The 25209-nt window shown below is 46.0% G+C and carries 23 protein-coding genes and 1 pseudogene; 19 read left to right on the top strand and 5 right to left on the bottom strand.

The window, feature by feature from the left end:
* Positions 1–118 precede the first annotated feature (118 nt).
* From KNQ06_RS12010 to KNQ06_RS11990, 5 genes and pseudogenes are all read left to right on the top strand, one after another.
* Entirely contained in the window at positions 119–412 is a 294-nt protein-coding gene (locus KNQ06_RS12010) for a rhodanese-like domain-containing protein (RefSeq protein WP_215085047.1), read from the top strand.
* Between the two features lie 22 nt (positions 413–434).
* Positions 435–1826: pseudogene (locus tag KNQ06_RS12005) on the top strand (MBL fold metallo-hydrolase).
* 161 nt (positions 1827–1987) lie between these two features.
* Complete coding sequence (locus tag KNQ06_RS12000; protein ID WP_215148389.1) at positions 1988–3784, top strand: mechanosensitive ion channel; 1797 nt, start codon at positions 1988–1990, stop codon at positions 3782–3784.
* 216 nt (positions 3785–4000) lie between these two features.
* Positions 4001–5389, top strand: coding sequence for a branched-chain amino acid transporter BcaP (gene bcaP / locus KNQ06_RS11995; RefSeq protein WP_149426737.1), 1389 nt, complete (start codon positions 4001–4003; stop codon positions 5387–5389).
* 93 nt (positions 5390–5482) lie between these two features.
* On the top strand, positions 5483–6262 hold the full coding sequence (locus KNQ06_RS11990) for a GNAT family N-acetyltransferase (protein WP_167507523.1): 780 nt from the start codon (positions 5483–5485) through the stop codon (positions 6260–6262).
* 21 nt (positions 6263–6283) lie between these two features.
* Here KNQ06_RS11990 and KNQ06_RS11985 read toward each other — a convergent pair whose 3' ends face one another.
* Together KNQ06_RS11985 and KNQ06_RS11980 are read right to left on the bottom strand one after the other, a co-directional pair.
* Positions 6284–6730, bottom strand: coding sequence for an NUDIX hydrolase (locus tag KNQ06_RS11985; RefSeq protein ID WP_149426739.1), 447 nt, complete (start codon positions 6728–6730; stop codon positions 6284–6286).
* Positions 6727–7821, bottom strand: coding sequence for a nitric oxide synthase oxygenase (locus KNQ06_RS11980; RefSeq protein ID WP_215148386.1), 1095 nt, complete (start codon positions 7819–7821; stop codon positions 6727–6729). The genes KNQ06_RS11985 and KNQ06_RS11980 overlap by 4 nt, the downstream gene beginning before the upstream one ends.
* Positions 7822–8008: 187 nt before the next feature.
* On the opposite strand from KNQ06_RS11980, the gene KNQ06_RS11975 reads away from it, so the two are divergent.
* On the top strand, positions 8009–8866 hold the full coding sequence (locus KNQ06_RS11975; protein WP_023466934.1) for a YihY/virulence factor BrkB family protein: 858 nt from the start codon (positions 8009–8011) through the stop codon (positions 8864–8866).
* 50 nt (positions 8867–8916) lie between these two features.
* Here KNQ06_RS11975 and KNQ06_RS11970 read toward each other — a convergent pair whose 3' ends face one another.
* Entirely contained in the window at positions 8917–9765 is an 849-nt protein-coding gene (locus KNQ06_RS11970; protein WP_149426741.1) for a sulfite exporter TauE/SafE family protein, read from the bottom strand.
* A gap of 115 nt (positions 9766–9880) precedes the next feature.
* Here KNQ06_RS11970 and KNQ06_RS11965 point away from each other — a divergent pair, with 115 nt between their 5' ends.
* The 9 genes from KNQ06_RS11965 to KNQ06_RS11925 all read left to right on the top strand — a co-directional run bounded on the left by KNQ06_RS11965 (position 9881) and on the right by KNQ06_RS11925 (position 15251).
* The gene (locus tag KNQ06_RS11965; RefSeq protein ID WP_215148384.1) at positions 9881–10729 is read left to right on the top strand and encodes a LysR family transcriptional regulator; all 849 of its coding nucleotides are present in this window, start codon (positions 9881–9883) and stop codon (positions 10727–10729) included.
* A 144-nt stretch (positions 10730–10873) separates the two neighbouring features.
* The gene (locus KNQ06_RS11960) at positions 10874–11137 is read left to right on the top strand and encodes a metal-sensitive transcriptional regulator (protein WP_023466936.1); all 264 of its coding nucleotides are present in this window, start codon (positions 10874–10876) and stop codon (positions 11135–11137) included.
* A 56-nt stretch (positions 11138–11193) separates the two neighbouring features.
* On the top strand, positions 11194–11673 hold the full coding sequence (locus KNQ06_RS11955) for a DsrE/DsrF/DrsH-like family protein (protein WP_023466937.1): 480 nt from the start codon (positions 11194–11196) through the stop codon (positions 11671–11673).
* 22 nt (positions 11674–11695) lie between these two features.
* The gene (locus tag KNQ06_RS11950) at positions 11696–12055 is read left to right on the top strand and encodes a rhodanese-like domain-containing protein (protein WP_149426743.1); all 360 of its coding nucleotides are present in this window, start codon (positions 11696–11698) and stop codon (positions 12053–12055) included.
* Between the two features lie 25 nt (positions 12056–12080).
* Complete coding sequence (locus KNQ06_RS11945; protein WP_023466941.1) at positions 12081–12377, top strand: rhodanese-like domain-containing protein; 297 nt, start codon at positions 12081–12083, stop codon at positions 12375–12377.
* A gap of 28 nt (positions 12378–12405) precedes the next feature.
* Positions 12406–12981, top strand: coding sequence for a sulfurtransferase TusA family protein (locus tag KNQ06_RS11940; protein WP_064300579.1), 576 nt, complete (start codon positions 12406–12408; stop codon positions 12979–12981).
* Between the two features lie 35 nt (positions 12982–13016).
* Positions 13017–14153, top strand: coding sequence for an MBL fold metallo-hydrolase (locus tag KNQ06_RS11935; RefSeq protein WP_064300580.1), 1137 nt, complete (start codon positions 13017–13019; stop codon positions 14151–14153).
* A 43-nt stretch (positions 14154–14196) separates the two neighbouring features.
* Complete coding sequence (locus tag KNQ06_RS11930) at positions 14197–14424, top strand: sulfurtransferase TusA family protein (protein WP_029343316.1); 228 nt, start codon at positions 14197–14199, stop codon at positions 14422–14424.
* A 50-nt stretch (positions 14425–14474) separates the two neighbouring features.
* Positions 14475–15251, top strand: coding sequence for a sulfite exporter TauE/SafE family protein (locus KNQ06_RS11925; RefSeq protein WP_215148382.1), 777 nt, complete (start codon positions 14475–14477; stop codon positions 15249–15251).
* A gap of 64 nt (positions 15252–15315) precedes the next feature.
* Here KNQ06_RS11925 and KNQ06_RS11920 read toward each other — a convergent pair whose 3' ends face one another.
* Positions 15316–15702, bottom strand: coding sequence for a DUF302 domain-containing protein (locus KNQ06_RS11920; RefSeq protein WP_064300582.1), 387 nt, complete (start codon positions 15700–15702; stop codon positions 15316–15318).
* A gap of 186 nt (positions 15703–15888) precedes the next feature.
* On the opposite strand from KNQ06_RS11920, the gene msrB reads away from it, so the two are divergent.
* From msrB to KNQ06_RS11900, 4 genes are all read left to right on the top strand, one after another.
* A complete protein-coding gene (gene msrB, locus KNQ06_RS11915; RefSeq protein ID WP_215148380.1) occupies positions 15889–16989 on the top strand; it encodes a peptide-methionine (R)-S-oxide reductase MsrB in 1101 nt (366 codons plus the stop codon).
* Positions 16990–17133: 144 nt separating this feature from the next.
* Entirely contained in the window at positions 17134–20031 is a 2898-nt protein-coding gene (locus KNQ06_RS11910) for a S8 family peptidase (RefSeq protein WP_215148378.1), read from the top strand.
* Between the two features lie 145 nt (positions 20032–20176).
* Entirely contained in the window at positions 20177–22747 is a 2571-nt protein-coding gene (locus KNQ06_RS11905) for a HAMP domain-containing sensor histidine kinase (RefSeq protein WP_082874248.1), read from the top strand.
* Between the two features lie 198 nt (positions 22748–22945).
* Positions 22946–24484, top strand: coding sequence for a GGDEF domain-containing protein (locus tag KNQ06_RS11900; RefSeq protein ID WP_064300585.1), 1539 nt, complete (start codon positions 22946–22948; stop codon positions 24482–24484).
* Between the two features lie 78 nt (positions 24485–24562).
* On the opposite strand, the gene KNQ06_RS11895 is transcribed toward KNQ06_RS11900, so the two are convergent.
* Positions 24563–25201, bottom strand: a complete 639-nt coding sequence (locus KNQ06_RS11895; RefSeq protein ID WP_064300586.1) for a FusB/FusC family EF-G-binding protein — start codon at positions 25199–25201, stop codon at positions 24563–24565.
* Between the last annotated feature and the right edge of the window lie 8 nt (positions 25202–25209).

The raw sequence follows: 25209 nt of genomic DNA, 5'->3' as shown, positions 1-25209 counted from the left end.
TCGTCATTTTGACGATGCTGTTTTTTTTGTGTGCATTTTTCTTGAACTTATATACGGTAGGGGGTATATTGAATTCAACAACTTTACAGCCGCAAGGCATCTACTAGGAGGAATCTTGATGAAACAGATGACGACAGACCAATTACAGCAGACGTTAACCGAAAGTACGATCCAATTGATTGATGTTCGTGAAATCGATGAATACGAAAGCGGACATATCGCTGAAGCCAAAAACGTTCCATTGTCCGAGTTGACAGAGCGAACGGATGAACTCGACGCGTCACGTCCGGTCCATATCATCTGTCTATCTGGTGGTCGCAGCATGAATGCGGCGATGTACTTGGAGCAAGCAGGATTCGATGTGACGAATGTCAGCGGCGGCATGATGAGCTACGAAGGAACCATCGTTTAATATACAAAAGGGGGTATACAAAATGTTGTTTCGATATTTCTATGATGAAAAATTAGCGCAGGCGTCATACATGGTCGGGTGTCAAATGACAGGAGAAGCGATCGTCATCGATCCTGCACGGAATATTACACCGTATCTAGAGGTGGCTAAAAAAGAAGGTCTTCGGATTACTGCTACAGCAGAAACGCACATTCATGCAGACTTCGTCTCAGGTACACAAGAGTTTGCAAAATGATACGACACGACGGCTTACCTATCAGATGAAGGAGACGAAAACTGGAAATATCAATTTGTCTCGGATATTCACCATGAACTTGTCAAAGATGGTGACCGGTTCAAAGTCGGGAATGTGACGCTAGAAGTCATGCACACACCAGGGCATACGCCAGAACATATCTCCTTCTTATTATTCGACCGAAATCAACAAGTACCGATGGGCATCTTCACAGGCGATTTCGTCTTTGTTGGTGATATCGGTCGTCCCGATCTACTCGAAGAAGCAGCTGGTATCAAAGGAACGACAGCCGTTGGAGCGAAGCAGATGTTTGCTTCGTTAAAACGTTTCAAGGAGCTACCTGATTTTGTCCAAATTTGGCCGGGACATGGTGCTGGCAGCGCTTGTGGGAAAGCGCTCGGAGCCGTTCCGACATCGACGGTCGGCTATGAAAAAGCGACGAACTGGGCGTTGCAGATGGAAGACGAAGATGCATTCATTCGGGAACTAACGACGGATCAACCAGAACCACCGAACTATTTCGCGATGATGAAACGCGTCAATAAAGAAGGAATTGCTTTGACGACGGAGATTCCTGAACTCGTGACGAACGAGGATCCGACAGCGTGGACGTCTTCGATACAGATCGTTGATACGCGAGATGGTCAGTCGTTCCGGAATGGACATCTTCCAGGTACGATCAATATTCCGTACGATGATAAATTCGTTACTTGGGCTGGTTGGTTACTCGATTTTGACCATGACATCGCGATTTTGTCGACGCCGGAACAGCGTGAAGATATTCAACGGGATCTTCAATCAATTGGACTCGATCGGATCACTTACTGGGCAGATCATCAAGCAGTACCAGCATCGATGCTAACGGAACGTTATGAGGACTGGACGGCAGAAGAAGCGCTAGCAGCTGCAGAGCGACAAGAAGTCTACGTCCTCGACGTCCGGAACAAAACAGAGTGGGACAGCCAACATTATGATCAAGCACGACGGATTCTTTTAGGAAAGCTAGTGGCTCGTCAGGAGGAATTACCGACCGATCGTCCACTTGCCGTACACTGTGCATCCGGTGTTCGTTCTCGAATGGCGGTCAGTGTACTACAGTCACTCGGATTTAAGGATGTCGTTAACATTAAAGGTGGATATGCAGCGATGCGCACGATTTTGAATCAACAAACATCATAAGACGGCGGACTGGATGGCAGCATATGCCATCCATTTTTTTGTATGGAACACAAGAAACGCCACATTCTGGTACGGGTAAGGGTTTAATAAATCCTTTACCTGGGGAAATTAAAGAAGTGTCAGAAATATATAATTTTATTTAGGTGAAGGAGTGTGGCAGGATGAATAACATTTGGAACGGAACGTCGTTGAACTTGAACGGCATTCTCGGATCACTCGGCAACTTGCTTGGAGCGATCATCATTTTCTTGATTGGATGGCTCATTGCCAAGCTGATCGCGAACGGGGTTCAAAAAGCGTTAGAGAAGTCTGGGGTCGTCAACAAGTTGTCACCTCAAAAAGAAGGTACGCCACCAAAGAAGAAAAAGTGGACACCTGAAAAAATCATCGGGACCGTCGTCTTTTGGGTTCTCATGGTCTTCGTTCTCATCTTGGTCTTCAACATCCTTGATCTGAACATCATTGCTGGACCACTTGCGGATACGATGAGTACATTACTCGCGGCAATCCCGAACATCTTGAAAGCAGCTCTCATCCTTCTCTTGGCATACGTCATCGCGGTCGTTCTTCGCATGATCATCGTCAAAGCAGGAACGAAGTTGATGGCGAACGACAAAGTGCGTTCGAACAAGATGCTTCAAGGTCAGACGGATCTTTCAGCTTATCCAAAAGTAGCAGGGGAGATCGTCTTCTACCTCGTCTTGCTTCTGTTCCTACCGGGTGTACTCGGTGCGTTGAACATTGAGAGTGTCTCACAACCGTTCAGCCAATTGTTATCGTCATTCCTTGGATTCATTCCACGCTTGATTGCTGCGGCAGCCATCTTCTTCGTCGGCTTCCTCGTAGCGAAAATCGTCCGCGATATCGTGACGAATTTCCTTCATGCTGTTGGAACGGATAAATTTGCAGCTCGCTTCAACCTTGGATCAACGGATCAAAAAGATGCGAAATCACTTTCGTCGATTCTCGGAACAGTCGTCTTCATCTTGATTCTGATTCCAATCACGATTTCAGCACTTGATCAATTGAACATTAAAGGAATCACAGGACCAGCGATCAACATGTTGAACGATGTCCTTGGTATGATTCCGAACATCATCGTTGGTGTCGTTCTAATTCTTGTCGGTCTTTACGTCGGACGTTTCATCAAGAAATTCGTTACGGATCTCTTATCACGTCTTGGATTCAACAACCTGACACGTCACTTGAAGATCGGTTCATGGGATGCGAACCAAGCTTCTACATCACCAGCTTCAATCGTAGGTGCACTCGTTGAGATCGTCATCGTCGTTCTCTTCGTCGTCGAAGCATTCAACTTGATTGGTCTTGACTTCATGGTCGACCTCGGTCGTGCCGTCCTTGCGTTCTTACCGAGCGTCTTGACAGCGATCATCATTCTCGCAATCGGGATCATCGTCAGCAACCTCGTCAAACGTACGATGGACAGCTTGTTCGGCAACTCTGAACTAAAAGTCCTCTCAAGCGTTGCGAAGTATGCGATTCTTGCACTTGCTGTCTTCATGGCACTTGATCAATTGGGTGTTGCTGATACGATCGTCAACTCAGCCTTCATCTTGATCCTTGGAGCACTTGCGCTTGCTTTCGGTCTTGCCTTTGGTCTTGGTGGACGTGATAATGCATCGCGTTACCTCGATCGTCTGCAAAAGAAAGCAGAGAACACGGAAGTCGACACATCGAACCTTCCAAGTAAGTCAGCATCGACTTCTTCATCACCGAGCTTGAAAGATGCAGCAAAAGGTGCAGCTTCACAAGCAGCAGATGATGTCACACCAGATCGTGCACCACGTTCAGCGCGCTCTTCTTCAACAGATGAGATGACACATGGTACACCAAAAGGTGCATTGCCAGAAAACGATTTAGCACAGCAAGATGATTACCCGATCGATCCAGATGATCATAAAGGTCCTAACCTCGATCATCCAAACGATCGTCCGTAATACGAGTACATCCTTTCCTCTCATTTTGAGGAAAGGGTGTTTTTGCGTTGACGCATCAAAGCGTTGTCGCATTTTCACAAAAGTGGTTTGACCACTTTGTGAAAAAATACAGAAAAAAAGACTTATCGAACCTGACATCGTTTGTTATGATAAGAAAGTCAATTACCTCAATGATTTGAATATTCAGAAAAAAGAGAAAAGTTCGGAGGATGAAACATGAGTTTGCTTCGCAAGAAAGATGTCAGTGTGATGATGGACATGAAACAACATTCCAAACTGGCACGTCACTTATCAGGGTTTGACCTTATTTTACTTGGAATCGGTGCCATCATCGGTACCGGGATTTTCGTTCTGACAGGAACGGGCGCTCTTTATGCAGGACCTGCTTTACCGATCTCATTTATTATTTCCGCTATCGTCTGTGCGCTCGCAGCCCTTTGTTATGCTGAATTCTCGTCGATGATTCCCGTCTCAGGTAGTGTATATACGTATACATACGCAACGATTGGGGAAGTCGTGGCTTGGATCATCGGCTGGTGTCTCATTTTAGAATACGGACTCGCTTCGAGTGCCGTTGCGACCGGCTGGTCAGGGTACTTCCAGTCACTGTTAGCAGGCTTTGGTCTCCATTTACCGACAGCTTTAACAGCTGCTCCAGGTGCTGTACCAGGAAGCGAAACGTTCTTTAACTTACCAGCGTTCTTGATTCTGATGGTCATCACGCTCTTGCTTTCGCTTGGGATTAAAGAGACAAAACGCGTCAACAACATCATGGTACTCGTCAAAGTTGCCGTCGTCGTCTTGTTCATCGTCGTCGGGATCTGGTATATCGAACCAGGCAACTACAAGCCGTTTGCGCCGTTCGGTATGAGCGGTGTCCTGCAAGCATCAGCGATTGCCTTCTTCGCTTATCTTGGATTTGATGCCGTCACATCGGCAGCAGAAGAAGTCAAAAACCCGGGACGTAACTTACCGATTGGGATTCTAGGATCGCTTGCGATCGTTACCGTTTTGTACGTTGTGGTCTCTGCTATCATGGTCGGAATCGTTCCATTCAAACAGTTTGAAGGTGTTGATAGCCCAGTATCCCTTGCCTTAAAAGTGGCTGGACAAGACTGGGTCGCTGGATTCGTTGACTTAGGAGCCATCGTTGGTATGACGACGGTCATCCTCGTCATGACATTTGGTCTCGTCCGTCTCTTGTTCGCGATGAGCCGTGACGGATTATTACCGAAAGTCTTCTCAGACGTCAATGAAAAGTCACACACACCAGTTAAAGCGACTTGGATTCTCGGAACGACTGCTGGTTTAATCGCTGGATTCGTGCCGCTTGGTACACTTGCTGAATTGATCAACATCGGAACACTGGCAGCCTTCTCGCTCATCTCGATCGCGGTCATCGTCCTACGCCGGACGCGTCCCGATTTGAAGCGCGCCTTTAAGGTTCCGTTCGTCCCAGTCTTACCGATCTTGTCAGTCCTTGCTTGTATTATGCTCATGTTCAACTTACAACCATTCACGTGGATTGCCTTCTTTATCTGGACAGCCATTGGATTACTGTTGTACTTCGGATATGGACGCAAACGTTCGAAACTCCATCAATGAATCGACTAACACCCTTGGCGACAAGGGTGTTTTTGTATGCAGGAAATGAGGCAAACGAAAGCGAAACAGCTCAGTGGAAAAGGAGGTTTTTCGATGATTCATATTCAACGCGCACCTGACGTAGAAACAGCGTACAAAGCGATGCAGGATGGATTCCAAGATTATTTGATTCCACTGCACTTATCGGAAGCAGAATTTCAAGAGCGCATCATCGAACGAGACGGGAACCAACTGGAGCATTCATTCGTTGCCTATCATGGAGAAATACCGGTCGGTCTCTGGCTGAACGGTTGGAAGGAGATCGAGGGTCACCGCATCATGCGGTGTGGGGGACTGGGGATTTCACCACAGTATCGTCGTCTTGGGATCGCGAAAGCCTTGTATCAAGCACAACTGAGCCATGCTAAAGAAATCGGAATGGATGGTCTGATGCTTGAAGTCATTCAAGGGAACGATCCGGCAATTCGCTTGTATGAATCGCTTCACTATACGATCGTTGGAGAAATCGGATATTTTCATTTAACGGATGAACGTCAAGAAGCCGCTCTGCCGACGATCGAAGAAGTGGAGTTTTTAAAACAATACCATGGACAAGGGGAATACATCTGGCAGCAAGATCCTCATGTCATGCAGCAATTAAAAACGGATTATTATCAATTAGAAGCAAGTGTAGTGGCAGTAGCTGGATCATCCCTCTTGTCAGTCGTCGGCCCCGCAGAACAAAAAGCAAGACACGCGACAGAAGTCGTCCGTCGTTTACCGGGCACGACCTACCATTATCAATCAACAGATGTGCAGATTTGGGAGGCATTACGTTCTGAAGGGTGGACTCAGCGGGATTTGAAACAATACATCATGCGTCAGTCGCTATAAACAAAAACCGCTGCTATTCATTTAGCGGCGGTTTTTGTAGTCTTCAATCATTCGAGCGTGAGAACCGACTAAGTGATCAGGTAAGTCATCAAGCGGGACGAACTGGAGCTTGATACTCTCATCACTTTGCTTTAACGTTCCGATCGGATGTTCACCGATATAGGAAAGGGTGACGCTTTGAAAGACGTCTCCGTTCGCTAACGTCGTCACGTATTGCGGACCGGAGTAGACATCGAGTAACGTTAATCGTTCCACCTCTAAGCCAGTCTCTTCTTTAAGCTCTCGACGAGCGGTCTCTTCCGGTGATTCCGCCCATTCCATCAATCCTCCTGGTAAACCAAAGCGGGCTTGTGCTTCATTGCGTTGTTCGAGCAAAATGTGCTCATTTTGTACGACGAGGACGACGGAACCGACAAGAATGATTGGATCATGACCGATTTTTTGACGTAACTGCTCGACATAATTCATTTCAGTGCTCCTTGGTGGAACGGACAGCCGGTCACGGGCGCTGTCTGTGTTGATTTCGGAAAGAAGTTCGGTCGTTTGATTTCCGGGTCGTAATCCTTATGGAACATATGCGTCGTTGCACCACTCATCGGTGGCACGAGCCAGGACCATTCCCCGGTGACATCACGACCGCACGCTGCTTCATTTTTTTCAAAACGAGCGAACTGTTTCGCAGCCGTATGATGATCAACGATCGTAACACCGGCGCGTTCGAACGATTCAAGTACGGCGATGTTCAGTTCGACGAGCGCTCGGTCTTTCCAAAGCGAACGTTCACGCGAGGTATTCAAACCGAGTTGTGTCGCGACGAGCGGTAACAGATCGTAACGATCCGTATCGGCGAGGTTACGGGCACCGATTTCTGTTCCCATGTACCATCCGTTGAACGGGGCACACGGATAGACGATGCCACCGATTTCAAGCTGCATGTCGGCAATCATCGGCACGGCATACCAGCGGACTTCGCGACCACCGAACAGATCATAGTCAGGATGTGTGATGCTGACTTCGAGCACGAGCTCATTTGGGATCGGATGCAGACTGACTTGTCCATCGAGTTCGATCAGCAGAGGCAGAATATCAAAGGGGGTACGCGCTCCGGTCCAGCCAAGTGCTTCACATTGGCGCGTCAGTTGGATGGAAGCCGGGTCGCCGATGATTCCTGTTGCGGTCTCATAACCAGCGTAGCGGATCAGTTGGTGATTATGAAGCCGGACACGTGTCGGATGGAAAATCGTGATCGTCGAGCGAATTCGTCCCTCGTTCGTCGCGAACCGGATATGCTCAAATAACGCGTCGCGGACCGCTTCGACGGTCAACGCATCTCGCGCGTCAAAGACATGGAGCTGCTCCCAAAAGAGACGTCCGACACATCGGTTACTGTTTCGCCAAGCGAGCTTGGCGCCGAACGCTAGCTCGGAAGCCGTCTGTTTGTATGTTCCTGTCCTTTCAATCGACTGGATGACTTCTTGCTGACGTCCGGCCATTTCGGGGTATTGCTCTATATAAGAAGTAAAGAAGCGTTCTGCTTCGGTTTGAATGAGTGAGTACACGAATCGAAATCCTTTCTGAAAAACAAGCACGATACAATCTCTGTTCCTAGTGTACCCTGCGCAGAACCGAAGCGCCAAACTTGAATGATGTATAAGGTTGTTATAAGTTCAAAAGACTTCCAAAAGTTTAAAGGAAGTACGAAATGGGGGATAGTCTAGAGAATTAGTTGAAAGTGAGGAAATTTGTATGTCTTTAATCAAACCTGTATTTGCCCGTTTTTTTGGTGAAGCCTTTTTTGATAAATCGGCTCAGCTCGCCTATTATCTGATGTTGTCCTTATTCCCGTTCTTATTATTTGTAGTTGGGATTGTCTCGTTCTTACCGTTTACGTCGGATAACGTACTGGATTTAATTCGACCGTTTGCTCCGGCAGAAACGTACGATTTGATTCAGCGGAACGTCGTTGGAATCTTTGATCAAGGAGGATTCAAACTTGCCTCGATCAGTTTTCTCGCCGCCTTTTGGCTTGCTTCGATGTCGGTCCAGTCACTTGTCCGCTCGCTAAACGATGCGCTCGAAGTGACACGAAAAGCGCCATTTTGGCGCGGACTGTTGCAAGACTTCGCTTTTACGATCGGGATGATGATCATCTTACCGATTTCATTGATTGTTCCGATTTCAGAAAAGTTAACACGGCGTTTCATCAACCACTTTGCAATCGTCGCTGATTTCGTGACGAATTATTCGTGGATCTGGTTCTTATTCCGCTGGGGACTCGGGACGTTGTTCTTACTTGTCTTTTTCATCTTATTGTATCGGATCTTACCGAGTGTCCGACTAACGGTTCGTCAGGTACTCCCTGGAGCCATTTTTGCGACGATTGCCTGGCAAGTCGTCTCGGAATTCTTCTCTTACTACGCTGAGTTCGGGAGTTACGATCGTCTTTACGGTCAGCTTGCCGGAATCATCGTCTTGATGACATGGTTCTATTTATCTGCTGTCGTCCTGATGTTAGGGGGATTGATGAATGCGGAACGCATGCGTCAGAAAAAAGAGGCAAAAATCATGAAACCACAAAAAATCAAAGAAGAAAGCGTGCGTTAATCATTGAGCACGCACAAAAGCAGCTGATATCTCGTCAGCTGCTTTTTCGTTTAGGCTGTTTTGAGAATCCGGTAACCGAAGATGCTTAACAGGCTGAGTGTGAACATAGCGAGTAAGACGAGTGACAGATAGGGAAGTCCGAACACTTTGACGATGACGCTTAAGGCGACGACGCCATAAAAAATCCCTAACGTCTTTTGGACGAACGGTTCATTGAAGCGATGCAAGAGTGACGCGCCGAGTGGTGAGCCGATGAACGCACCGACGATTAAAGCAATCCCGAGTGATAACGGGGCACTGGTTCCGGAAGCAACATAACTCGTCACACCTCCAAGAACGATCAATGTCGCAGAGGCAATGCTCGTTCCGATTGCTTGTTTGAGCGGGAAACGAACCCAGGCGAGCAAGAGCGGAGTCAACAAGAATCCACCGCTGACACCCATCAATGAAGAGAGAATTCCGGCAGCAAGTCCGATGACAGCGAGCTTCACGACGGAAGCATCATGGACCGGAAAAGACGGACGTTCCTTTGAACGGGGACAAAGGAATTGAATCGAAAAACCAATCAGTAAGACAATGTAGAGACTTGATAAGACGACATCAGCACCAGCATGACGCTCGAGCCAAAAGACAATTGGTGTGATCAACGCAGAACCGATGATGCCAGACAGACCAATGATCCCGGCATCACGAAAACGGAATGTTTTTAATCGAAGATGTGAAAGCGTGCCGGTCACAGTCGATCCGAGTGTCAGCAACAGACTGAGGACAATCGCGGTGCTGGCTTCATAGCCGAGAATCAATAAAAGTGGGGTCAGGATGATGCCGCCACCGATTCCGAAAAAGCCGGAGAGTATACCGATGGTTGCTCCTAATAACATAAATGAGATATACATCATGAAACAGTCCTTCTTTCTAATACGTGATACCTTGAGTATGAAAGAGGAATACAAGATTATAAAAATGAATTAATTACATACAAATGATTATGAAATGTAATGAGGAGGGGTATTGTTGAAATTAACTGAACTGAGAACGTTCGTCACACTTGTTGAAACACGTCATTTTACGAAAACAGCGGAACAGTTATTTCTATCGCAACCGACGGTCAGTGTTCACGTCAAACGACTAGAAGAAGATATCGGACATTCATTGTTAATACGTGATTCATTCGCAATAGGGGTCGAGGTATCGGAAATGGGCTGGATTGTCTATCGCCACGCGAAAGAAATTCTTTTCCAGCTCGAACAGATGCAGTCCCAGCTGGATGAATCGGAAGGTGTCTTCCGCGGAACCTTACGGATCGGAGCAACGCATACGATTCACGAAATGTTGCTCGATAATATGATTCATCTGTTTTCAAGCGTTCATCCTAAGGTATCACTAGATATCCAGTTAATGAACCATGATCAAGTGGTAGCAGCCTTAAGACATCGTGAGATTGATCTCGGGATGATTGAGGGAGAATTGACACTTGATGGAATCAAACAAATCGTCTTTGCAAAAGATCAACTGCACATCATTGGTGCGTCCGACCTTTCGTTAAACGATGCGACGTGGATCGTTCGCGAAGAAGGATCCGCATCCCGCTATGCACTTGATGGTTGGCTGGATGCTTCGTCAATCGTGCCCGCACGAACGATTACAGTTGATGCCAACTATTTAGTGCGCCAACTTGTTTTTAATGGGAGTGGCATTGCAGCATTGTCGGAACGACTCGTCACGTCTTTCCCGTCTGAGTCTTTTACGCTTCATGCGAAAGGGATCTCTAAACGAACGTTTCGTTATCTGTTACCAGAGAAGATGCCCACTCGCCTTGCAGAACATTGGATCACTTTTTTACAGGCGAATTGGAAAGGTTAAATGCAAAAAGATTTCCGGACGTTCTACAATGGCGACAAAATCGGAAATCTTTTTCGTTGACTTATACCCATGCGGGTATTATTGTATGAAATGTACCAACGAGGTATGACGCATGTCACATTTAAAAAAGGAGATGGACTTCATATGGAAAACGGTTATGAAGATCGCATCATTCATCGGATGAATCGGATTGAAGGACAAATCCACGGAATCGTTCGAATGATGAAAGAAGAGGCGTCTTGTAAGGATGTCGTCACACAACTGAGTGCGACACGTAGTGCAATCGATCGCGTCATCGGTCTCGTCGTCAGTGAGAACTTGATCGACTGTGTTCGTCAGGATGATGCGACGGAAAATCATGAACAAGCCGTTGCAGAGGCTGTTCAACTCTTAATGAAAAGCAGATGAAAAATTTTTACGAATTAATATACCCCTTAGGGTAAAAAAATGGAGGACTTACGTTCATGTCAGATACAAAAAAAACAACCATCGTTTTATTTAGTGGAGAGTACGACAAAGTCATGGCAGCTTATATCATTGCCAACGGTGCAGCCGCATACGATCACGAAGTCACGATTTTTCATACCTTCTGGGGTTTGAATGCGATGCGTAAGGATGAACCAATTCAGCCGGATAAAACATTCCTTGAGAAGATGTTCGGTAAGTTCATGCCACGCGGTGCTGATAAGATGCCACTCTCGAAAATGAACTTCGGTGGTGCAGGTCAAAAAATGATTAAAAACGTCATGAAGAAGCACAATGCGATGCCGCTTCCGGACTTAATCGAATTAGCGAAAGAACAGGATGTCAAACTCGTCGCCTGTACGATGACGATGGATTTACTCGGTTTGAAACAGGAAGAATTACACGACGGGATTGAGTATGCAGGTGTTGCCGCCTACCTCGCCGATGCGGAGAACGGAAACGTCAATCTATTCATCTAATAATCTGAAGGAGGAGTGACGCATGGATGTACTATCGATTATCTTGTTGCTCGTCGTCGGCTATCTCGCTTATAAGATGTTCGCCCCAACAAAAGGCGTCAAGCAAGTGTCGACCACGGAACTGAAGCCGTTACTAAACGACCGCAAACGATTTTATCTCGATGTTCGGACAGCGGCAGAATTCAAAGGCAATCACATCAAAGGATTTAAGAACATTCCGTTACAAACGCTAAACAGTCAACTGAATCAAATCCCGAAAGACAAAGAAGTGCTCGTCATCTGTCAAAGCGGGATGCGAAGCAAACAAGCCGTCAAAGTACTAAAAAGAGCCGGTTATACGAATGTCACGGAAGTCCGTGGCGGAATGAATGCCTGGCGCTAAATCGAATCAAGAGGAGGAATTGAACATGAAACGCATGACAGCAACAGAAGTACAGGAAAAAATCGAACGTGGTGAACAACTGAACGTCATTGATGTCCGGGAAGTCGATGAAGTCAAAGAAGGAATGATTCCGGGAGCGATCCATATTCCACTCGGATTGATTGAATTCAAGATGAACGAACTCGACAAGAAAAAAGAGTATGTCATGGTATGCCGTTCTGGTGCGCGCAGTGGTCGCGCAACGACATATCTCGAAGGACAAGGATATGACGTGACGAACATGGATGGCGGCATGATGTCGTACGAAGGCGAAACGAAATAATACCCCACACCGTAAAGGAGCGAATTGTATGACTAGGATTAAATCAGATATCGTATTGGACGCCAAAGGTCTCGCTTGTCCGATGCCAATCGTTCGGACGAAAAAAACGATCAAGACGTTAGAACCGGGACAAGTCATCGAAGTCCAGGCGACGGATAAAGGATCAACTGCAGATCTCCGTGCCTGGGCAAACAGCACCGGCAATCATTATTTAGGCACGATTGAAGAAGGCGAAGTGCTCCGTCATTACGTTCGGAAATCAACAGGTGATGTCACGGAACCAGCAGCATTCGCTCAAACCGTCGACAACGCAACAGTCGAAGCAGCACGCCAAGACGACTCGATCACGGTGCTTGATGTTCGTGAACAAGCAGAATATGCCTTCGCCCATGTACCGGGAGCCATCAATATTCCGTTAGGCGAACTGGAGACACGCCATGCAGAACTGGATTCAAATCAGACGATTTATGTCATCTGCCGGACAGGTAGCCGAAGTGACATGGCATGCCGACAGCTCAGTGACAAGGGGTATACGGTCCACAATGTCGTACCGGGTATGCAGGAATGGGCGTCTGAGACGACGACACTCGTTTCAGCGAAATAATACAACAGCGTAAAGTAGAGGAGGAACGAATAGATATGGCACAAGCAATGACAGCCGCACAAGTTACAAAAAAAATCATTGGACGTGAGTCTCTGTTCATCTTAGATGTCCGGAATGAGGATGCGTTTCAAGATTGGAAAATCGAAGGAGAGAACTTCAAGTACCTCAACATTCCGTATTTTGAATTGTTGGATGGTGTCGAGGAGATTCTCGATCAGCTTCCGACGGATCAGGATGTTCTCGTCGTTTGCGCAAAAGAAGGTTCATCGATTTTCGTCGCCGATATGCTAGAAGAAGCAGGACGAGACGTATCGTATCTGTCAGGCGGTATGAAAGCATGGAGTGAACATCTAGAACCGATTTCACTCGGAACGCTGAACGAAACAGGAACTGATCAAGGCGAAGTCGTTCAGTTCGTTCGAATCGGTAAAGGTTGTCTCTCGTATATGGTCATCTCAGAAGGAGAGGCCGTACTCATCGACGCGACACGAATGACAGATGTGTATTTGGATTATGCCGCATCACGCAACGTCACGATTAAGCATGTGTTTGATACACATCTTCATGCGGATCATATTTCTGGAGGACGCGACATCGCCGAAAAAACAGGCGCGACATACTGGTTGCCGCCAAAAGATGCGACGGATGTCACATTCGATTATGCACCACTTGAAGACGGTAGTACGGTTCAAGTAGGGGATACAGCGATTGAAGTACGCGCTCTTTATTCCCCAGGACATACGATTGGATCGACTTCATTCATCGTCGATCAGCGTTATTTATTGACGGGTGATATCTTGTTCATCGACTCGATTGGTCGTCCGGATTTAGCCGGTCTCGCGGAAGACTGGGTTGGTGACTTACGCGATTCGCTCTACAACACGTATCGTGATCTTTCACCAGAACTCATCGTCTTACCGGCACATTTCATGATCATTGAAGAATTGAACACGGATGGTAGTGTAGCGGAAAAATTAAGCATCTTGCTTGCGAACAATCATGGTCTCAACATCGACGATGAAGCAACATTCCGGAAAATGGTCACAGAGAACCTGCCGCCACAACCGAACGCGTATCAAGATATCCGTGAAACAAACATGGGGAAACAGACACCCGATCTTGAAACACAACGGGAAATGGAAGTCGGACCGAACCGCTGTGCGGTACGCTAAGCCGATGCATAACGAACATCAAATCATTCAGGAGGAATACAACATGAAATCAGAACTCGTACTCGACGCAAAAGGACTTGCTTGTCCGATGCCAATCGTAAAAACAAAAAAAGCCATCGCTGGACTCGAATCAGGTCAAATCCTTGAAGTCCATGCAACGGATAAAGGGGCAAAAAACGATCTTCAGGCGTGGGCGACATCAGGTGGTCATGAACTCGTCAAACATGAAGAAGAAGCAAGCGTCCTAAAATTCTGGATTCAAAAAGGTTAATTTCGAAAAGAGAGCTGATTTACGGCTCTCTTTTTAAGGAGTGATAAACGATGGAATTCGGTTTTATCGTGACGATTTTCTTAATCGGATTTGTCGGATCCTACATTTCAGGAATGTTAGGAATTGGCGGTTCAATCATTAAATATCCGATGTTATTGTATATCCCGCCGTTACTCGGCTTTGCAGCATTTTCTGCCCATGAGGTTGCTGGAATCAGTGCGATTCAAGTCTTTTTTGCGACGATTGGTGGCGTCTGGGCTTACCGAAAAGGCGGTTATTTGAATAAATCATTGATCGTCTTCATGGGGGGATCGATTTTAATCGGTAGCTTCATCGGTGCGTATGGTTCAAATATCCTGGCTGAAGACACAATCAACATCGTCTATGGTGTTCTTGCGTTGACGGCAGCAATCATGATGTTCGTTCCGAAAAAGGGAATCGACGACATTCCACTTGATCAGGTCCAGTTCAACAAAACCATTGCGGCGGTATCGGCATTCATCGTAGGTGTCGGAGCCGGAATCGTCGGTGCGGCAGGTGCCTTTTTACTCGTCCCGATTATGCTCGTCCTCTTGAAAATCCCGACACGGATGACGATTGCTTCGTCATTAGCGATCACGTTCATTTCGTCGATCGGCGCAACGGTTGGTAAAATCACGACCGGACAAGTCGACTGGGGTCCTGCGGCAATCATGGTCGTTGCTAGTTTAATTGCAGCACCACTTGGCGCAATCGCCGGGAAGAAGATGAACACGAAGATTCTCCAAGTCATTCTTGCTGTCCTGATTTTAGCGACAGCCGTGAAGATTTGGATCGACATCCTGTGAACGAAAGAACGCTCTACTTGTATGATGTTTCCTTTACGAAACAATGTACAGGTAGAGCGTTTTGTTATTGTGTAGCTTGATCGATTACGTGTCGTAACGTATGTTCTACTTCTTTGGCGACAGTTTGAAGTGCTGCCTCGTCTGCTAAGTCCATCAAGGCAGTTGGTTTTGGCATTCCGACTTTCGTTTGTCCTTTTTCGGTATAGACGACGATTTTACATGGAAGAAAGTAACCGGCCCGTAAGTCATGAGAAACGACGCGGTGCGCCTCTTTGGGTTGGCATACCTCTAAAATATGATAACTTTCATTAAAAGAGAGCTCTTTTTCTTCGAATTTGTTTGCTAAATCAAACTCCCATAAGACACCGAACGATGCCTCTGAGAGAGCTTGCTTCAGTTGAGACATGACGTGATCCAAATCGTGATGTGACGTTACAGTGTAATCAAACATAAATACCCCTCCTGGTGTTTTTTGATATATAGTCTATTCCCTGATTGAACTTCTTTAATCCGGAAGGTCCAATGTGCTCCGTTTGAGCACATGCTACGACAAGACGGCATGAGCGCGGTACAGTTAAATAAAAGAACATCCAATAGACGTCATGCGACGTAAGCTAAATAAAGGAGGCGAAGGGAGATGAAGAAACGAATGTGGACGATTGTATCAGTCATCGGTCTCATCGTCATCATGGTCGGGGGATACTTCGTGTTCCAGCAACAGCAGGCAAAATCAAGCGGCAGTAAGGAATTGAGTTATCAACCGGAAGAGACGGCGATTTTAGCCGGCGGGTGCTTCTGGTGTATGGAGCCCCCGTTCGAAGAGTTAAAAGGGGTCAAGTCCGTCATTTCTGGTTACACCGGCGGCGATGTTGAAAACCCGACGTATAATCAAGTATCAGCGGAGACGACAGGTCATCGGGAAGCGGTATTGATCACGTTTGATCCGAACGTCATCTCATATAAACAATTACTAGATGTCTACTGGCGTCAAATTGATCCGACGGATGAAGATGGTCAATTCGTCGACCGTGGTGAGTCTTATACGACGGCGATTTTCTATACGAATGAGAAACAAAAAGAAATCGCAGCGCAATCGAAACAAGAGTTAGAGAAACAACAAGTCTTCGATGATAAAATCGTCACACCGTTGATTGCGGCAGGTCCTTTTTATGAAGCGGAAGCATACCATCAGGATTACTATTTGAAGAGTGAGAAAAAGTACAAGTTTTACCGGGCAGCTTCTGGACGCGACGACTTCATTAATCGCTACTGGAACGATCAGCCAAAGCTCGATCTTCCAACCTATCCAAAATTATCAGATGCAGAAATCAAAAAGAAATTAACCGCTATCCAGTACAAAGTGACTCAAGAAGACGGAACGGAACCGGCGTTTGATAATCCGTATCACGATTTGAAAGCAGACGGTATCTATGTCGATCTGATTTCTGGCGAACCATTGTTTTCGTCAAACGATAAATATGATTCGAAGACAGGATGGCCGAGTTTCACGAAACCACTCGAGCCAGGTAATATCATTGAGAAAAGTGATTTTTCAATCGGCATGAAGCGGATGGAAGTCCGGAGTCGTCACGGAAATGCGCATCTGGGACACGTCTTCTCGGATGGTCCAGAGCCAACAGGACTTCGGTATTGTATGAACTCGGCTGCCTTACGTTTCATTCCAAAAGAGGAATTGAAACAAGAGGGATACGGTGAATATCTAGCAGATTTTAAATAATCACAAAAAGGCATCCGATGCTCATATGCATGGGATGCCTTTCCTTTCAAAATTGTAAGATACATCCATAAAATAAATATCCATTTTATCCAGTTACTGTTTATAATCAAGATAAAGTACATCCATCTTGAAGGAGGAACAGGCGTGAAGAAACTGGTGATTTGGGTCATGCTGAGCTGTCTGATTTTGACACTCGGAGTAGGACCTACGACAGCAAAGGCGGAAACAGCCCTTGCTAAAGCAACGCTCTTGAAAGTAGGACAAGAAACGACGCTTGAAACAGGAACGGAAGAAAAAAATACATATTGGTACCGCGTCAACCATGAAGCGGGTGTAGAAAAGACCGCGTCACACTTCGAACTATCGATCGATACGGATCAACCTGTTCAAGTAACGGCGTATCCGAGTGAAGCGATGGCTGCGGAAGACGATACGTTTGATCGTTACCGGACAGAGGCGGAGCCAGATGAAAAAAACCTTACAAAATTAGCCGTTCCATATGCATGGGATGGACCGTATTATGTCAAAGTCGAATATTACCCGAACATCGAAGAAGGTAAGACGACGAAAGCCGCTCATGTCAAGTTGACGTATAACAACGTCAAATTACCTGTCGAGTATGAGCCAATCAATGACATCAGCTGTATGGCGGAAGAAGCACTCAAACAAACAAAAGAAGAAAAGCCGATGCTCGCACTCATGCACTCGATCCAAAAGCAAGTATTGAGCCAATCGGATGCAGGACGTGCTTTGACATCGCTTTACTACAAAGCGTCACCTTACGTCGTCAAAACGCTTTTATTCAATAAAGAAAAGCGTCAACAAGCATATGAAGATTTAAAAACATTGAAGCCGGCGATGGAATCACTCGTACGTGGAACATCGTACACGTTGACGAAAGCCGATCAACAAGCTGTCGATCGTCTCTACAAATTATCACGTGAAGCATCACCTGCTGTGATTGCGGAAGAGATTGATGGATATGCCAACAAAATGGATGTCTCTAAATTAAGTGGAAGCAAATTGAGCGAAACATTCCAGTCACTGGGAATGAACATTCAATCAAAAGAAGCAACACGTTATATCGTTAAATTAAAGCCAGGTAAAATGAACCGTTCGATGAAGATTGCGGGTGTTCAGGCAACGGATGTGGAACGTTTATCCCTTGGTAATGCGGGAGACTTCGTCATCGTGACGGAAGACCCAACTGTCAAAGGTCAATCGGCAACCGCATTAAAACAATCGCTCAACCGTTCGTCAGCGGTCGAGTACGTTGAGAAAATTCAGACGTACCGCGCAACGAAGGACATCAACTTCGATTATCAATGGGCTGTCAACAAAAAGACCGTCTTTGAGCAATTTGATAACGTTGGGATCGGGTTTGAAGCGTTCCAACAACGTTTCGGTTCGAAGAAGTTAGCGCCTGTTAAGATTGCAGTCATCGATACAGGTGTCGATTATCGCTTGAAGGACTTACAAGGAAAAGTTGATATCGCAAATGAAAAGAACTATGTTTCCGTCAACGGTGACGGGGATGCGATCGATGATAACGGTCACGGAACACACGTAGCGGGCGTCATCGCAGCAACGATGAACAACGATTACGGGATCCAAGGGATTCATCAATCAGCACAAATCCTACCGGTTAAAGTCTTGAATGCAAACGGCGAAGGAGAAACAGACGCGATCGCACTCGGGATTAAATATGCAGTCGATCATGGCGCCAAAGTCATCAACATGAGTCTTGGTGGCGGTGAGAGCCGGACGATGGCTTATATGATGAAATATGCAGCAGATCATGGTGTTACGGTCGTTGCGGCTTCAGGAAACGACTATGACATGATGGTCGGTTACCCAGCGAACTCGGAATATGCGATTTCTGTTGGAGCGACGAACCCACTCGGAATGGTCGCTGATTATTCGAACTATGGTGTTGGACTTGATGTCGTAGCACCAGGATCGAAAGTCGCTAGTTTGATTCCAGACGGTAACACGGTATACATGGATGGAACAAGTATGGCTTCACCACACGTTGCAGCAGTAGCGGGAATCTTGAAGTCACTGAACCCGAAACTGACACCAACACAAATCGAACAGATCTTGCGTAAGAGTGCAGAGCCGCTTGCGTTTGAAAATCCAAACGACTGGTTCGACTTTGAAGAAGATGAAGACGGGGAAAAGATGGAACCTGAATTCCCAGCTTACGTCAGCCCAGTCTCTGGATACGGAAAAGTCAGTATTCCACGCGCGATTTCTCAGTTGAACTTGAACGGGAATGTCAATGACGTCTACGATAACCAATTGTTTGTCTCTGGAACAGTCAAGACAGGAACGAAAGTTGAAGTGTGGGCAGCACTCGTAACGAAAGATAAGAATGGTAAAGAAACGACGACGAATAAAAAGCTAGCTACGACAACGGCTCAAGCAGGAAAATACAGCGTCAAGATTCCGCGGCAAAACCAAAAGACGGTCTTGACGGTTCGCTATGCGAATGGACTAGACGTCACGTCGGAACGGACAGAAGTCCTTCCTGGAAAAGCACCAAAAGCACCGAAGGTCAAACCGGTTCTTGCTGGTGCGACAAAAATGACAGGTACAGCTCTCGCTGGCGGTACGATTACTGTCAAAGATGCGAAACAAAAGAAAGTCGCCACAGCAAAAGTTGATGCAAAAGGTCATTTCAGTGCGAAATTACCAAAACAAGTCGGTGGTTCAAGCTTGATCGTCACAGTGACGGATATTGCCAAACGCACAAGTAAACCGACGATCGTAAAAGTCCTACCAGCACCAACAGCACCCAAAGTGAAATCAGTCTATGCCGGACAAACGAAAGTAACCGGGACAGCTGAAAAGAAATTGAGTGTTTATGTAAAAGATGCGAAGAAAAAAGTCATCGGAAAAGGAACAGTTTCTGCAAAAGGCAACTATTCTGTCAAAATTCCGAAGCAAAAAGCAAAAGCGAAGCTTTCCGTCTACGTTAAGAATACACGTGGTCAAGTGAGCCCTGTGACTTCTGTGAAAGTGAAGAAAGCAAAAAAATAAGCGGATAAAAAGACCTTTTTTCGGGTACATTCCGAGAAAAGGTCTTTTTTTGTATATCCTAGCTGTTGCTTCGAAAGCGTTTCTATTATATTTAAAGAAACAAATGAAAAAGCATCATTCGATGAATGATGAGGAGGATACATTCATGGTGAATTGGATTCGGCGACGAATCGGTCGGCAGTTGCTGACTGTTTTTTATGCGGTACTGATCGTAGTATCGATTACTTCGTTCTTTGTCTATGACTATATGGAAGGACGAATCGAAACATCAAAACAGAATCTCGAGACGATCAGTGAACAAAATCGCCGGGCCAATGATTTGTGGGACAATTGGCAAACCGTCCAGTTTGGATTGCGAGGATTCGTCATTTTTGGTAACCAAGAACGGTTTGATGAGATTCAGGCGCTCCGAACAGATATCAAAAGTGAGACGGATTGGTTCATGCGAAACGCAAAAACAGATGAAGAAGAAGAATTCGCAGCGCAAATGACGAATTTATATGAGTTATACTATGATGCCTTGTTCCCGTTGACCCAGTCTTACGTCAATGAAAAAAAGGCGAATCGGATCAATGAGGACTTCTTACAGGGGGATAGTCTGTTTTCTTTGCCGATTGCCGAGCGTCTTGTTGATCAAGGGCGATTAAAGCCAACTGCCGATGGTTCGATTGATATTACGCCAGATATTGAAAAAGCATCTGCAGCACTTGAGGAATACCGGACGAATCTCAGCCAACAACAAGAAACGGCTGTCGGTGAACTTCGAAGTGAGGTCGCAAAATCACAATGGATTTGGATCTCCAGTATTGTTGTGCTCATCGCCTTCATCCTCTTATTCGTGCACCCGTTCCTTCGCCGGATGACACGACAATTACTACGCTTAATCGATGATAATCAGAAGCTCGCTCGGAAAGAACCGATTAAGATTGATAAAGCTGCCGAGCAGCGACCAGACGAAATCGGATTGTTGCGCGCAGCCTTTAATCGAATGGTCGTGACGACAAATGCCCATACGGATGCGATGCAAGGCAAAAACGAAGAGTTGCAGGCGCAAAGTGAAGAGTTGCTCGCGCAACAAGAAGAACTGCAAGCGCAACAAGAAGAACTCGAAGAAGCGTATCAAACAACGAAAAAGAATGAGGAAAAGCTCCGATTACGTAGCGAATTGACCGAGGCGCTTGCTGTTCGTGAAACCGTCGAATCGTACCCGGCAATCGTTCAAAAGATGATCGATATCACCTCCTCGGAGTACGGTGCCCTATTGCTCTATGAAGAAGGACAGTTCATGGGTGCGACGACGAATGGGATGACGATGGATTATTTAAAAGTTCTTTTGAAAGATGAGATGTCCGTCATCAATCGATCGGTTCGGGAGATGGAATTCGTCCAATCGGAAAAACGGGTGACGCGTCAAAAAGACTATCCATATTCATTTAGCACGTATGAAGTGACGATTCCTATCGAAGATCCAGAAACGCATGAATTGATTGCAGCCATCTATCTGGTTCGTTATAAATCTGCCTATAAAGGACAGCAGTTAACGGATATTCGCGAGTTCGCGCAACAGATGACGTTATCGCTCCTACGAACGCGTTCTTACGAAGGGATGCGTCAAGAAAAAGAAAAGACCGAGCAAGTGTTGGACTCGATCCGAGAAGCAATCATTTATCTTGAGGATGGAAATGGAGAATTATACGTCAACCGTCCGTTGTTTGAGTTGATTCCAGAACTACAATCGGAATTTACGGTAGATCGAACGTTACCGTCGAGTGAGTACGTCATCAATGTAATGCGTCAGTTGGTGGATGACGTCGAAGCCTTTAATACGTATCTAGATTTGATTCGTTCCGGTGAGATTTCACCGGACAAGGTCCGATTTGATATTCGAAACAACACCGCTCATCTCGAAGTCTACGCGGAACGTATTGATGTTGTCGGAGGATGGAAGGGAATCATCCTCGTCTTACGGGATATTACCCGGGAAACAGAAGCCGATCGTCTCAAAACAGAACTCGTCTCGACCGTATCGCATGAGTTACGAACACCACTCTCATCGATTTATGGTTTTACAGAGTTGATGCTGAATCGAAAGATCGATGACTCAAAACAGCAGAAATATCTAGCGACGATCCATAACGAGACGGAACGGTTATCGAACCTCGTCACGGACTTCTTAGACGTTCAGCGAATGCAGTCAGGTGGACAGTTGTACCAAATGGCACATCTCGATTTGTTTACCCTAACTGAACAAGTGATGTCCTTGTATGACGCTTCAAGTGAACAGCACGATCTCCATTTGCAGTTGCTCAGCCCGGATCGTCCATTCATTTTAGGAGATGAAGACCGGATTAAACAATTAATGAGTAACTTGATCAACAATGCGATCAAGTATTCTCCAGATGGTGGGCGCATAGATGTCTGGATTGATACGAAAGACGATCAAGCCATCATTGAAGTGAAGGATGAAGGAATTGGGATTCCGCATCATGCCTTTGCTCACTTGTTTGATAAATTCTATCGTGTCGATAACTCGGATACACGTCGAATCGGTGGAACGGGACTCGGTTTATCGATTTGTAAGGAAATCGTCAAAGAACACGAAGGCATCATCCATGTCGAATCTGAAGTCGGCAAAGGTAGTCGATTCATCATCGTGTTACCGCTCAGTCTAAGTGAATCCATTGAGTCGACAGAAAAGAATCGACGTTCTAGTTAAAGAAAACGTGATACGTTCCAGTTAAACCGTGTTCAGACCGCTTAGGTGTGAACACGGTTTTTGGTTGTTTTTAAAATGAGTAATCGTGCGAAAAAAAGATTTTAATAAAATAAAAAAAGAGTGAATAAACAGCAATCCTGAACCGATATACCTATAGGACAAACGAACTATGGTTAAAAAAGGAAAGGGGGAATCGTCATGTATCAGAGATGGTTAGGAGTCGTTATGGGCTGGTTGCTGTTTCATATCGTCTGGGTGACGTATGTAGGCACGGATACGGTAATCGGACAAGTCGTCAACAGTCTGTTCACGATCGGTGGCGTAACCATCTCCCTCTATTTGATTTGGCGGGCACAACGACGCCATACAAGACGCCCTTTTACTTACCGCTTATTTCTTCTATTATTATTCGCTAATGCGATGCTTGGTATAGGCGAATGTGGACAACTTCTATACTTCCTCCGAGAATGGACGCGAACAGAACCGTTTGATTGGATCGACTTGATCTTCAGCTTTCAAATTTTGATCTATATCATTGCTTTCGGTTATTTCCTTCGCAATCGACGGCAAGAAGTCAATTTACGCGTTTTTCTATTTGATGAGTTCATCATTTTAGTCGTTGCTGGATCGCTCTCGTGGCACTACTTAGTGACACCCTATTTAGAAGCAAATGCCTTGCTGACGATCGAAACGCTTTTATGGCTTCGTTATCCGATCGGTGATTTATTGTTGCTCGGCGGAATGATTGTCTTATTCTTTGGTTTGATGAAACGTGGTAATGGCGGATCGTTATTATTGATTCTACTCGCATTTCATTTTCAATTACTTGCCGACCTCCTATACGTCGTCCTAGAACGATTTGATTATCCATTTCCTTCGAGTTGGCTCGATCCGTTATGGTTAGCGACTGTCATGATCGTCGGGCTTGCCGCATATCGCTTTGACGCTGAAGAAGCGCTCGTTCCTCTTGACGTCACACGGAGATGGATCGATGTCTTACGTTTAATTACACCTTACTTATTCTTATTGATTCTATTCGTGACGATGGCACGGCAAACGATTAGTTGGAACGGTTTGACGATTGGTCTGATGATTGCCATACCGTTGTTGATTTCCCGTCAAATCCGGATTGTCGTTGACAATCAACGGTTGCGCGAAAATCTCGAAGCGAAGGTGGAAGAGCGAACGGAAGCATTAGCAACTGCCATGGAGGAGATGCGGCACATGGCATACCACGATGCCTTAACAGGGTTACCGAATCGGTATCTGTTTGCGCGACTGTTCCAAGATGCCTTGTACCGGGCGGAAGCGAGTGAAGGACAAGTCGGATTATTCTTTATCGATATCGATCACTTCAAAGAGATTAACGATACATACGGTCATCGCGTCGGAGATCAACTCATCGTCGATGTCACGACACGCTTACAAAAGAAACTGCCGCCCAATACAGTCATTTCAAGACAAGGCGGAGATGAGTTCGTCGTCTTATTGTTTGACGTTGAACAAGAAGCAGAAGTGGTGCAGTGTGGAGAACATCTCGTTTCCTTGTTCCAACAGCCGTTTCACCATGGCATCATTCCACTTCCCGTAACGGCAAGCATTGGTGGAGCGATCTATCCTGCGCATGCAGCCTCTCGATCAGACTTGATCGAGCAAGCAGACCTAGCGATGTATGAGGCAAAACGTCGCGGGAAGAATCAATTTTGCTTGCATGATCCAGCGATAACGAACACCTGAACGCCGTCACATGCAAAAACACGCTCGTATACTGAACCTCATCGGATCAGTCATACGAACGTGTTTTTTTGATGCCTATCATTTCTTTTGCGTGCGTGCTAAGAATGTTTCAATGACTTCTGGATTGGTCACAGCTTGATTACATGCATCGCTGTCGATACACATATGATGACCAATCGTCTGATGCTGTTCAGCTGAACGACGTGTCGTTGCGGTTACGAGCGTGATGTCACTATACGTATGGCAAATCGCACAAATCCCTTTTTGGATCGATGGTAGATAGGTTCCCTCGACGCCGATCCATTGACCGTCCAAAGGATAGACGAAGTATTTTTTTCGATTTCCGGTATCGTTCCAGCTTAAAAACGTCGTGTGAACCCATTCAAAGGAGTGAAGTGGCGGAACATGTAACTTTTTCGTTTTTTTGAAGAGCTGACGGATGCGTGATTCAGAAATGCTCGGAAACGGTTGGACGAATGGTTCGACGTGTGCTAAATACGCGAGGAGATCTTGTTCGGATTCAGCGTCACGAATGTTCGTCAACAGCGCTTCCTGTTCTGGTGTAAGTACGGGCAATAGATCGAATATTTTTTCAGCAGCACTATACCGGACAGCATCACGAACATCGGGATCATGAACGGCAGCGAATTGATGTTGTAACAGGTCGACTTGATTCCGAATGAAGTTGTATTGATAGGGCAATAAAAATGCGTCCATTCGCGTTC

Source organism: Exiguobacterium sp. s91 (genome assembly GCF_018618915.1).
Lineage (GTDB): Bacteria > Bacillota > Bacilli > Exiguobacteriales > Exiguobacteriaceae > Exiguobacterium_A > Exiguobacterium_A abrahamii.
The sequence above is the reverse complement of the archived record's forward strand: the minus strand, read 5'-3'. Positions and strand labels throughout refer to the sequence as shown.